The sequence below is a fragment of the Sulfurimonas gotlandica GD1 genome (assembly GCF_000242915.1).
Lineage (GTDB): Bacteria > Campylobacterota > Campylobacteria > Campylobacterales > Sulfurimonadaceae > Sulfurimonas > Sulfurimonas gotlandica.
On the sequence record NZ_AFRZ01000001.1, the window covers coordinates 1,788,508 to 1,801,064 of the forward strand.

The window sequence follows — 12,557 nt, forward strand, 5'->3', positions numbered from 1 at the left end:
AGATTTACTGATAAGCGAAAAAAAGTTTATTACTGAGCTATTTATAATGCTCTAGTGCTAACATATCTTTTAGCAATTTCATCAATTCTGCTAGTTGCGAGCATCGCCACAATAAACGTAAATACAAACGCATAACTAGATGGCATACCCAAGATATATGAAAGTGCTAAAAATCCCAAAAGCGGGATAGCTACAAAAAATATACCAAGCATCATTTTCACTTGAAGTTTAATGTTTGTCTCAAACTTTGTATCACAACCAACCACACAAGTAAGAGGATTGGCTTCAAAGTTTTTAAGCTCTTGAGAGATGTTAACATCCACATTTTTATTTCTGTGCTTATCTTCAACTTTTTCAAATATATCTCTTACGCTATTGCACAAAAACATATCTGTTAAATCTAAAAATTGTTTAATCATAAAGTCCTCCTTATAGTATTTATAAGTATATTATAACATATTTTTATGTTTTGTTAAAATTACTCACTGTATATATGTAGTTTATATCCGCTTCCGGATATGTTCTCGATACAATCTTGTGGTACTTTTTTTCTTAACCCACGCACTAATGAGCGAATAGCATCTTGACTCATTCCTTCATATGCCCAAATAGAACTCTCAATCTCTTCATACTTAACAACTCTTGTATGGTGATGAGCTAAAAGATCTAAAAATAGAGTCTCATTCTTTGTTAGCTTAATCTCTTTGCCATCATCATAGATAATCTTTTCATAAGCATTATATTGGGCCGTTGGAGATAGTGGTAGGTTAAACTTACTTTTATCTTCTATAAGTTCTATTGATTTTTCCAATGCACCGATAAGTTTCTCTTTTGTTATAGGTTTGATGATGTATTTTACAAGCTGAAGTTCAACAGCTTTTAGCAGGTATTCTGTGTCAGAATGAGCAGTTGCTATAATAATCTGGACATCTTTATCGTGAGCTCTTATATAGCTTGCCATATCAATGCCGTTGAGGCGTGGCATGCTTATGTCAGTGATTATGATGTCAGGTTTATGTTCTCTCCAAACTTTAATAGCTTCTTTGCCGTCTTTTGCTTGGAGTACTTCTTTAGCAACGCGTTCAAGGTACTCAACAGCACTTTTTCTGACCATATCTTCATCTTCGACATAAAGAACGGTGAAATTTTTTAACATATCTTTCATCTGTTGCCCCTAAAACCTATTTTTAGATATTATACTACTATGAATATACAAACACAATACAACTACGAAAAAACATGGACAACAACAAAAGAGGCTGATCTTCTTAGGATGATAGAAGAGGAGATTGGAGATGCAGATCCAAAGGGTACGCTTCTGTATGTAAAAGAGGCTATAAAAAGTGGAAAGACTATAACTGTGGGCAGCTGTAGATTTAGACAAGAGAAATAGGAGTAAATAATGGATAAAGAACTAGAAGAAGTCAATAAGTTTTACAATATAGTAATAGAGTTTATCGCTAACTACTCTTTTCAGATTCTCGGTGCCTTAATAATAATTATTATTGGTATTTTTGTCTCTAGATATGTTCAAAAATTTGTTTTAAGAGTTATGATAAACAATAAGATAGATGAGACTTTAAGTGGATTTGTTGCTAATTTTGTAAGATTTTTAGTTGTTGCAATTATGGCAATATTGGCCCTTGGAAAACTGGGCATCTCTATAGCCCCTTTCATAGCTGCTCTTGGTGCAATTTCTCTTACAGCTGGACTGGCTCTTCAAGGAAGTGTCTCAAACTTTGCTGCTGGTATTGTGCTTGTTCTTACTAAGCCATTTAAGATAGGTGATACAATAACTGTACACGATGTTTATGGAGAAGTGGAAGATATAAAACTTTCATATACATCACTAAGAAATGAAGATGGTGAGCAGATAACTATACCAAACAAGTATATGATAGGTGATGTTTTGGTAAATTCATTTTCTTATCGTGTAGTTGAAGGAAATGTCGGTGTGGCTTATGACAGTGATGTTGAAAAAGCAATAAGTACGATAAAAGATGTTGTACTCTCTCAAAAAGATGTAAGCAGTGAAAATGAACCGATTGTCGGAGTAGAGAGATTTAACGACAGCTCAGTAGATATAGCTTACAGATACTGGGCTCCTACAAAGAGTTTTTTTAAAACACAATATGATGTAAATATAAAAGTCTTAAAAGCATTAAACAGTGCAGATATTACAATACCGTTCCCTCAAAGAGAGATTAGAGTTTTAGGAGAAGATAGTGTTTCAAAATAGCGATATAGCAAAGTTAATTATTAGACTTAGTCTTGGTATCATGATGTTATTTCATGGTGTTGACAAAATCATAAATGGCATAGGTGGCGTAAAGTATCTTACAACAAACGCAGGACTTCCTGAGTTCTTAGCTTATGGAGTTTATGTAGGTGAAGTAGTAGTGCCTATCTTTATAATCCTTGGACTATATGCTAGAGTTGCTTCAGTAGTTTTAGCTTTAAATATGCTTATGGCTATCTTTTTAGCTCATGGAGGATCACTACTTGCATTAGGAAAACATGGCGCACCTGTTATTGAACTTCCATTGTTTTATCTGATACTTTCAGTAGCTGTATTTTTACTTGGTTCAGGACGTTATAGCGTTAATTCTAAGTAATATTTTATACTTTTTACTGTAGAGTTTATATAAAATTTATTTATATAAAGGCTTGGAAAACAAATGTTAAGTAAATCAAAAATAAGTGGAGTTGTCTGGTATAAATCACTCGGCTTTTCAATCCTTTTTTGGTTTTTACTTTTATCATTAGTTCCTCTGCTTATTATCTCGTATGAGAGTAATGCAATAAGTGTAAAAAGTTTTAAAGAAGCTGCTTATGAAGACCTGAAACATTCAGTAGAATTAGAAAAAAAGTTTATTGACAACTGGTTTTACTATAGGAAAGTTGATATATCAATTTGGTCACAAACTAAAGCAAATATAGATTTTTTAACTCTTCTTATATCGGAATATAAAAATAGTAATAATAACTTAAGTGAGTTTGTAAAAACTTATAACTATGTAGATATCCGGAATAAAAATCAGAATGACCTGCTAAAACTAGTTAAACATTATGACTATATTTATGACCTGTTTTTGATTAATGACGAAGGTGATATTCTCTATACAGTAGCTCAAGAAGATGACCTTGGCACTAATCTGCTAGAAGGTGAATATTCTTCAACAAAATTTGCAGCGTCTTACTCTAAAACAATTAAAGACGGAAAAATTAATTTTTCTGATTTAGAACTTTACAAACCTTCAAATAATGTAATCACAGGCTTTTTAACTGCACCATTAGTTGATGATAAAGGTAATCGAGTTGGCGTGATGGCTGTTCAGTTAAAAGCAGAGCGTATCTCTTCACTTTTTAATGATGGAGTTAATAGAACGAGTAATTATCTTCTCAGCTCAGATGGATTACTTATAAGTGATATGGCATCTCTAACCGATAGATCTAAAGTTGAAGCTTTGGTTTTAAAAGAGTGGTATATATCTCACAAGAATGAAGAGTCTCTAGAGACTATGTCTGGTTACAAAAATCCATTTTCACAAGACGTAATAGGAACGTATGATAATGTTGATGTTCTAGGTGTAAAATGGATACTTTTTAGTGAAATTAATGAAGAAAGTATTTATAAAATTGCAAATAAGGCAACATATAAAGCTTTTATTTTCTTTATAATAACTATGATTATCGTTGTGATAGTCGCATTTTTTATATCCCGTCGTATAGTTAAGCCTATTAAATCTCTATTGGATGCCAGTATAAAATTCTCCAGAGGTGAGCGAGATGTAAGTCTAAATCTTGGGTGTAAAGGGGAAATAGGAGAGCTGGAATCTGCATTTAACATAATGATTTATTCTTTAAAAGAGAATGAAGAACGATTAAAAGAACAGACTTCAGAGGCTAAAAAAGCACTACAAGAGCTTGCTGAACAGAAGTTTGCACTTGACGCACACTCTATTGTTGCAATTACAGATGTAAAAGGCACCATAACATTTGTAAATGAAAAGTTTATAGAAATCAGCGGGTATCCAAGAGAAGAGTTGATAGGAAAAAACCATCGCCTGCTTAACTCAGGGCTTCATGGTATGGAGTTTTGGAATAATATGTATGCAACAGTTTCAAGCGGTAAAATTTGGCATGATGAAGTTTGCAATATTGCAAAAGATGGACATTTTTACTGGGTAGATACAACTATAGTTCCATTTATGAATGAAAATAACAAACCAAAGAGTTATGTAGCAATTCGAACTGATATAACAGATAAAAAAGCTGCAGAGTTAGAACTTATAGAAGCAAATGAGATTGCAGAGGAAAGTGTAAAAGCAAAATCAGAGTTTTTAGCAACTATGTCTCATGAGATAAGAACGCCAATGAACGGTGTTATAGGTATGCTTGGTTTACTTATGAATACTAAACTTGATGAGACTCAAAGGCGTCAAGCATCTTTGGCTGAGGGCAGTGCAAAAGCACTTCTAACTCTCATAAACGATATTTTAGATTTTTCTAAACTTGAAGCAGAAAAGATGGAGCTAGATAATATTGATTTTAACCTTCGTGACGAACTGGAAACTTTTAGAGATACTATAGCAATTAAAGCTCAAGAAAAAGGTATTGAAGTCATCCTAGATACAAGTGATATAAAAACAGATATCATAAATGCGGATTTAGGTCGAATACGTCAAATACTTTTTAATATCGTAGGTAATGCGGTTAAGTTCACATCAAAAGGTCATGTTCTTATAAAAGCAAGTTTGACTCTAGTAGACAAGGTAAATGCAAGGTTAATTCTAAAGATGTCAGACACTGGAATCGGTATACCTAACGATAAGCTGGATAGACTTTTTGAATCATTTTCTCAAGTAGATGCATCTACCACAAGAAAGTATGGGGGAACGGGACTTGGTCTTGCTATTGTGCAAAAGTTATGTTCTTTGATGGGTGGCAAGATAGACGTTAAAAGTGATTTAGGACATGGAAGTACATTCACTGTTGATATTGGTGTAAAACTTAGCAAAAGTTCATCGTTGGTAAAAACACCAATTGCAGATAATATTGAGTTCGATAAAAACACAAAAGTCTTATTGGTTGAGGATAACCAAACAAATCAAATTGTCGCACAAGGAATTTTAAATAGTTTTGGGCTAAATGCGGATGTGGCCAATAATGGTATAGAAGCTCTTGAACTACTAAAAGACTCTGCTAAAAAGTATGATGTTGTTTTGATGGACTGCCAGATGCCAGAACTAGATGGCTATGATACAACAAGGGCTATTAGAGATGCAAAAGCAGGAAAAGCATATATATCAATACCAATTATTGCAATGACTGCAAATGCTATGGCTGGAGATAAAGAAAAGTGCAGTATTGCCGGGATGGATGATTATTTATCGAAACCTTTAGATCCAGAGTTACTCAGAAGCACTCTCGCTAAGTGGTTATTGAAAAAAGATAAAGTAGAAAACAATAGCAAGAAAGAGCTCTTATTATGGGATGAGAAAAATGCTTTAAATCGCCTTGGAGGTTCTGAAAAACTTCTAAAAAAAGTATTGCTGATCTTTGCAGATGATATACAAAACTCACTAAAATCTCTAAAAGAGGCAATAGAGAAAAAAGATGACTCAGGTATAAAACTTCATTCACACTCTATAAAAGGTTCATGTGGAAATGTGAGTGCAATGAAGATGGAGCAAATGGCTAGAGAGATAGAGTTAAATGAGTCTGAGTTTAAAGAAGAAGAACTTCACGAAAAGTTTCAAGAACTGCAAAAAAATGCATCTGAATTGTTGAGAGTTTTAGATGAGTATATTAAAAAAGATGCCAGTTTGCACAATATAGAAAAAAAACTTAGCGAACTAGAGATAATTAAAATAATGCTATTCCTAAAAGAAGAGTTGAAAAAAGGCTCATATATTGATACTGGCAGTATGGATATTTTTAACATAAGTATAGATGAAGCAAGAGATTTAAAGTTGAAGAAGTTAAAAAAAGAGATAGACAGTTTTTTGACAGATGAAGCATTAGTGACAATAGATGATATTTTAAATCAAGTGATGTAAATTATGAAGTTAATGTTTAAGATTACTGCTGTTTTATTCTTTATGATATTAATCTTTGTGATATATAGCAGTTATTTAAAGAAAGATAACGGTGTTGAAGATAATAAGATAATCCTTGGTCAATCATGTGCCATGACTGGCTCAGCAACTGACCTTGGAAGATCAATTCACAATGGAGCACTTGCTTATTTTAAATATATAAACTCAATAGGTGGAGTTCATGGCAGAAAAATTGAACTAATCACTTATGATGATAAGTATGAACCTTCACTCGCTAAAGAAAATAGTTTAAGACTCATCAAAAAAGATAAGGTATTTGCACTTTTTGGAGAGATGGGATCTCCTACTTCAAAAGTTGTTTTAGACGTAGTCAATAAATACAAAGTTCCTTTTTTAACCCCATATAGCGGAGCAGAATTTTTACGAAAACCTTTCAACCCTTTAGTAGTGAACTTTAGAGCAAGTTACTATGCAGAAACTGAGGCATTAGTGAAGTATTTAGTAGATGACCTTAAGATGAATAATATTGCAGTATTTTATCAAAATGACAGTTATGGAAAGGCTGGACTCAGAGGGACAGAGATTGCGCTAAAAAAAAGAAGATTGAGGCTTAGTGCAAAAGGAGCTTATGTGAGAAATACACTCTCAATAACGACAGCTTTGAATTTTATTAAAAGAGTGAAACCCCAAGCTGTTATTATGGTTGGAGTGAATAAGCCTAGCATCAAATTTATAAAACGTGCCAAGAAAGAGGGACTTGTAAATACAATATTTGCAGCTATTTCTGCCATAGGAAGCGAGATTTTAGCTAAAGAGTTAAAAGGTAATACAGATAATATCGTTATTTCACAAGTTGTTCCTTTAGCATGTAATATATCTAACGCAGCAGTTGCAGAGTATAAAGAGATACTTGAAAAGTATTCTCCTGATAAGAGTTGTAATTTTATCTCTTTAGAAGGTTTTTTAAGTGCGAAGCTTGTCGTTGAAGCACTTAAGTTAAATGGAGAGTCACTAACAAGAAAGAGTTTTATACGTAGCTTTGAGCAGTTGCCAAATAATGCTTTACATGGTATAGAGATTGGTCTTTCACCAAATGATCATCAAGCTATGGATAGCATCTATCTTACAACCTTTAAAAATGGTGAGCTAGTAGCAATAGAGGAAAAGAAGTAGATGAATTTTTTAGATAGATTAACACTTAATGTAAAACTTAACATACTTATATTTATGACTGCTTTTTCTATTTTAATAGTCACTGCTCTATCTTTTTATATTCGCTATGAAAATAGAAATATAACAGACAGTATATATCAAAACCATATTGAACCTTTGGTGACCTTGGAAGAGATTAAAGATATATACAATATCAATATTCTTGACACAATTAATGAAGAAAAAATAGGTAATATCTCAAAAGATGAAGCAATTGAAGTCTTGACATTGGCTAAAGAGTTACTAGAAAAAAAATGGAATCAGTTTGCACTAAAAGAGATAGACGATGAAGAAAAAGAACTTTTTGCCTACTCAAAAAGAGAGTTTATAAAGATTGTAAAAATATTAAAAAACAACGAGAGTGCTAATGATGAAGAACATAATGAAAATATTGTAAAACTAAAAGATATTATTAGTTATGCCAATATTGAGTTGAATGAATATATAAGGTTTCAGCTAGCTCTTGCATACAAAAAAAAGGTGAATTCTGATTATAAATATCTTCAACTAATCATATATGCTTCTATTTTTATTCTTCTGATGGCTACTCTTTTTTACTTGTTTGCTGTGAAGATTAAAAATAATATTAATACACTAAGCAGAGAATTAGTTGAAGCTAAGGAGATAGCAGAAGAGAGTGTTAAAACTAAAGCAATATTTTTGGCAAGTATGTCTCATGATATAAGAACTCCAATGAATGGTGTAATTGGGATGCTTGGTCTCTTAATGAACTCAAAATTGGATGACACTCAGAAGCACCAAGCATCTCTGGCTAAAAGTAGTGCAAAAGCACTTCTTAGTCTTATAAATGATATTTTAGATTTTTCAAAAGTTGAGGCTGGAAAGATGGATTTAGAATATATTGATTTTAACATTCGTGATGAGCTTGGAGACTTTGCAGAAGGGATCGCTTTTAGAGCACAGGAAAAAGGTGTTGAACTTATTTTAGAAGTTACAGATATTGAACAAAATATGATAAAAGCAGATCCAGGACGAATCCGACAAATACTCTCTAATATAGTAGGTAACTCCATTAAGTTTACATCCGAAGGATTTATTGCGATTAAAGCAATCTTGGATGTTACAGAACCTACAGATGCAAGATTGATTATTGAGATGTCTGATAGTGGAATAGGCATTCCAGAAGATAAAATAGATACTCTCTTTGACTCTTTCTCCCAGGTAGATGCATCTACTACAAGAAAGTATGGCGGGACTGGGCTTGGACTGGCTATTGTTGAAAAATTGTGTGAGCTAATGAATGGTAAAGTGGAAGTTAAAAGTGATTTTGGAAAAGGAAGTATATTTACTATAGATATTAGTGTAGAACTTAGTCAAGACAGATCTTTAGCTATTCCTCATAACTCGGTTAAAGATAAAAAGATTTTAATTATAGATGATTCAAAATTCAGTATAGAAGCCATGAAAAAACAACTCCAACACTGGGGAATGAAAGTTTACAGCGCGATTGATTCCAAAGAAGCATTAAAAATGTTACAAGATGATAGTTTTGATATAGCATTTATAGATAGAGTGATACCAGATATGAATAGCGAAGAACTTGCTAAAACAATTAGAAAGAACACTGCATATAGTAGTATGAAAATTATTATGATGACTTCGCTTATAGATAGAGTAGATGCCATTAGCTATCGTAATATTGGGATAGATGGTTTTTTCCCAAAACCTGCTACTACTAAAGATCTTTTTAAAGCTCTTGATACTCTTTTTAAAGATGATAATTTCTTCAGCAGTGAAAATATTGAAGAAGAGCAAGACCCTATATTTGAAAGTAATATATTACTAGTTGAAGATAACATCACTAATCAGCTTGTCGCAAATGGGATGTTAGAGGACTTTGGACTTGAAGCAGACATAGCAAATAATGGTATTGAGGCTTTAGAGATGTTAAATAGCTCTTCTAAAAAATATAACCTTATTTTTATGGATTGTCAGATGCCAGAGCTTGATGGATATGGTGCAACTCAAGCTATCAGAGCTGAGCAGGCTGGAGAGAGATATACAAATATACCGATTATCGCTATGACTGCAAATGCTATGCAAGGTGATCAAGAGAAGTGTAGGTCTGCCGGTATGAGTGATTATCTTGCTAAGCCAATAGATAAAGAATTGTTGAAAAATATACTTCTTAAATGGCTGTAAGCAATATGTAATTACATACTTTTCAAATATTTGATTAAGAAACTATTAAGAGTAAGCCTAGTAAGCTTTACACTATAAAAATTAAGTAAAGGGTATGAATGAAAGAAAAAGCAGTTGTATTAATTGTTGATGATGTGGCATCAAATGTACAAATACTTGCTGAAGTATTGAAAGATGAGTACCATATAAAAGTAGCGGTAGACGGCAGAAGTGCGATAGAACTAAGTACTAAAAAGCCATACCCTGACTTGATTTTACTTGATGTAAATATGCCTGATATGGATGGATACGACGTACTACGAGAATTAAAAAGATGTGTTGGGAGTGATAGTGTTCCAGTTATTTTTGTGACAGGCAACGATACTGAAGAAGACGAAGAAAAAGGTCTCCTCTTAGGCGCAGTTGATTATATTAAAAAACCGATACATCCAGCTATAGTAAAAGCGAGAGTTAGAACTCAGGTAACACTTAAAAAACAGAGAGATGAGCTTATCTACAATGCTGTGCATGACCAACTCACAGGTCTTTATAACCGCAATCACTTAGTTTTAGAAGGAGAGAGAAAATTCTCAAGAGCATTTAGAAAAAATGATAAGTTGAGTGTTATGATGATTGATATAGATCACTTTAAAATAGTAAATGATACTCATGGACATTTAACTGGAGATCTGGTTTTAAAAGAGGTAGCATCTCTGCTTATTCAGGATAATAGAACTGAGGACTTTAGTGCAAGATTTGGCGGAGAAGAGTTTATAGTCGTTCTGGATGGCTGCTCAAAAGAAGACGCAAAAGAAAAAGCAGAGACTCTTAGAAAAAAGATTGAAGAGTTAAATCCGGCTGATATAAAAGTAACTGCCAGTTTTGGAATTAGTGAGTTAAATAAAGAACACAATAGTTTCGAGTCTCTTTTAAGAGCAGCAGATTCAGCACTATATTCTGCAAAAAGCAGTGGGCGAAACTGCGTCGTAGTAGCTTAAAAAAGCTTCTAAGGATGAGGAACTTTCAGTTTAGAGTTTAGACTCCATCCAATAATAGCCATTAAAACAATAACTGCTATTGCAGGTAAAATATTATAAGCGTGTGTGAGATATACTAACCAGAGTAAAATCGCTCCAAGAGGAGTTGGTACGCCTGTAAAATATTTAGATACTTCTCCAGCATCTGTATTAATATTAAAATGTATAAGTCTTCTAAGTCCTGATATAACATAGTAGATGCTAACAACAGCAGCAAGAATTGTCCAGATGCCAGAGAGTGAAGTAGAGTAAACTGCTTGAAAGATTAAAAATACAGGAACAAGTACGAAACTTAAAAAGTCTGCAAAACTGTCCAGTTGAACACCAAACTCATTTGATAATTTGTATTTTCTGGCAATTTTACCGTCAAAAATATCAAAAGCACCGCCAATCCATGCTAAAACAATTGCTAAAATAAAATTGTTTTGAGTAATGAAGTAAGTTGCAAGAAGACCGGCTGTAATATTTACAAAAGTAAAAAGATTTGCCAGATTAAAGTGAGAAGTTGCTTGGTATAAAAATTTCATAAATTACCTTGAGTGAAGTTCTGGCGTAATTATATCTCTTATCATGCTATTAATCAATTTTTTATATCTTAATTTGTAGTAAAATAGTAAATATATAATAATTATTAATAATGATAACTTTTATCATTATTAAGATGCTTCTAAGTTGATATCTATTATCATTTGAATAAGACAATATAAAGACGGACTAAAAATGATAGATATGATTTATTTGGCGCATGCTGATGAAACTACTGCTAAAGCAAAAACTCCTATAGTTACAGAAAAAATGACTACGGCTATAGAGCAAAGCGGTATGATTCACTCTAAAGTAGCAGGAAGATATGATGTTGTAAAAATACTTCCAAAAGAAGCAGATAGTTTTGACACTATGTTCGACTATGCTGATGCTTTTGGTAAGTTTAGACTCTCTTATATAAATAGTGCACATAAGATCAGTTCCCTCCCTAATAAAACAGAAAAAAGTGCTACATCTTTGGGTGGTGAATTTGGTTTTAACACTGCTGAATTTCATGGACTTCAAGCACATGTAGCGGCTTATGTGTCACAAGGTCTTGATTTTATAAATCCAGATAAAAATGATCTCAATGAAGATTTTTTCGCAAAAGATTTAAGCTCTTTCGCTTACATTGCAGAGGCTAGTATCAACTATAGTAACGAATACTTTCAAGCAAAAATTGGACGTGTAAGAGTTGAGACACCTTTTGCAAACAGTGATGATATAAGAATGGCTCCAAATACATTTGAGGGTGCGTGGGCAAATATCGATTATAACGATAAAGTAAAAACTCAACTTTTATACTTTAACAGATGGGCTGGTTATGATTCTCAAGATGAGAGCGCAGGGGCATTTCAAAACGAGTTTAAAGACTTGGTTGGCTCTGATAGTTTTGGGATGCTTGGAGCATCTATAGCGTATGAATATGCGAAAAACAGTGAGACTTCTTTTTGGTATAACTATATCGATAAGATGAGTGCTATTGCATATGCTGAGATAGTAGGAATATATTTTATTGATGGTGAAGATATTCACTTGGATTATGGAGTTCAAGCTACCAATATACAAGAGTTAGAAAGCTCAAATGTTGGTGGGAATGTTTTTGGTGCAATGTCTATCTTTCATTACAATGGAGCATTTTTTGGAGGAGCGTACAATATTTCACTTTCAGATAATGGAAAATACGTAACAAATGGTTTTGGCGGTGGTCCTTACTACACTTCACTTGATGAAGCATCTATCTCTTCAATCTCAGAAGCAGGTTCATCGTATACAGGTGGAGCAAATAATAATGCTGAATCTTTTAGAATTGGCGCAGGTTACGAGTTTGAAGCAGTTTCAATAGAGGGTTTAGTCCTTGAACTTGTTTATGGTGAGCTTTACAGTGATAATGGCAGAATTATAGAAAAAGACGCAATTATAACTTATGACATAACTGATAAATGGTATCTAGAAGCTACCTACACAAATTACACATCAACAAGTAACAAAAATACTTTTGATAGAGCTCTTGTGAGACTTGAGTACAAGTTTTAATCAAGTATTAACATGATATTTATTATCATTATAAAAAATAAAG

11 protein-coding genes are annotated in these 12,557 nt (G+C 33.0%); 8 read left to right on the forward strand and 3 right to left on the reverse strand.

What is annotated here, in order from left to right; all coding sequences use genetic code 11:
- Positions 1-41: 41 nt before the first annotated feature.
- Together SMGD1_RS08845 and SMGD1_RS08850 are read right to left on the reverse strand one after the other, a co-directional pair.
- Positions 42-419 (reverse strand): hypothetical protein, encoded by a 378-nt coding sequence (locus tag SMGD1_RS08845; protein ID WP_008335221.1) that lies wholly within the window; start codon positions 417-419, stop codon positions 42-44.
- 59 nt (positions 420-478) lie between these two features.
- Entirely contained in the window at positions 479-1,165 is a 687-nt protein-coding gene (locus SMGD1_RS08850; RefSeq protein ID WP_008336604.1) for a response regulator transcription factor, read from the reverse strand.
- A 39-nt stretch (positions 1,166-1,204) separates the two neighbouring features.
- Here SMGD1_RS08850 and SMGD1_RS08855 point away from each other — a divergent pair, with 39 nt between their 5' ends.
- The 7 genes from SMGD1_RS08855 to SMGD1_RS08885 all read left to right on the forward strand — a co-directional run bounded on the left by SMGD1_RS08855 (position 1,205) and on the right by SMGD1_RS08885 (position 10,414).
- Positions 1,205-1,393 (forward strand): hypothetical protein, encoded by a 189-nt coding sequence (locus SMGD1_RS08855; RefSeq protein ID WP_008335868.1) that lies wholly within the window; start codon positions 1,205-1,207, stop codon positions 1,391-1,393.
- 9 nt (positions 1,394-1,402) lie between these two features.
- Positions 1,403-2,239 (forward strand): mechanosensitive ion channel family protein, encoded by an 837-nt coding sequence (locus SMGD1_RS08860; protein ID WP_008336444.1) that lies wholly within the window; start codon positions 1,403-1,405, stop codon positions 2,237-2,239.
- A complete protein-coding gene (locus SMGD1_RS08865) occupies positions 2,226-2,615 on the forward strand; it encodes a DoxX family protein (protein ID WP_008336500.1) in 390 nt (129 codons plus the stop codon). The genes SMGD1_RS08860 and SMGD1_RS08865 overlap by 14 nt, the downstream gene beginning before the upstream one ends.
- A 63-nt stretch (positions 2,616-2,678) precedes the next feature.
- Positions 2,679-6,062, forward strand: coding sequence for an ATP-binding protein (locus SMGD1_RS08870; protein ID WP_008335851.1), 3,384 nt, complete (start codon positions 2,679-2,681; stop codon positions 6,060-6,062).
- 3 nt (positions 6,063-6,065) lie between these two features.
- Positions 6,066-7,235 (forward strand): ABC transporter substrate-binding protein, encoded by a 1,170-nt coding sequence (locus SMGD1_RS08875; RefSeq protein ID WP_139064132.1) that lies wholly within the window; start codon positions 6,066-6,068, stop codon positions 7,233-7,235.
- Positions 7,236-9,437: a response regulator gene (locus SMGD1_RS08880; protein WP_008336217.1), complete on the forward strand. Its 2,202-nt coding sequence runs from the start codon at positions 7,236-7,238 to the stop codon at positions 9,435-9,437.
- A 98-nt stretch (positions 9,438-9,535) separates the two neighbouring features.
- Positions 9,536-10,414: a diguanylate cyclase gene (locus SMGD1_RS08885; protein WP_008336269.1), complete on the forward strand. Its 879-nt coding sequence runs from the start codon at positions 9,536-9,538 to the stop codon at positions 10,412-10,414.
- Positions 10,415-10,422: 8 nt separating this feature from the next.
- On the opposite strand, the gene SMGD1_RS08890 is transcribed toward SMGD1_RS08885, so the two are convergent.
- Entirely contained in the window at positions 10,423-10,980 is a 558-nt protein-coding gene (locus tag SMGD1_RS08890) for a CDP-alcohol phosphatidyltransferase family protein (RefSeq protein ID WP_008336658.1), read from the reverse strand.
- A 193-nt stretch (positions 10,981-11,173) separates the two neighbouring features.
- On the opposite strand from SMGD1_RS08890, the gene SMGD1_RS08895 reads away from it, so the two are divergent.
- Entirely contained in the window at positions 11,174-12,514 is a 1,341-nt protein-coding gene (locus SMGD1_RS08895) for an OprD family outer membrane porin (RefSeq protein WP_008336371.1), read from the forward strand.
- The last annotated feature ends 43 nt before the right edge of the window (positions 12,515-12,557 follow it).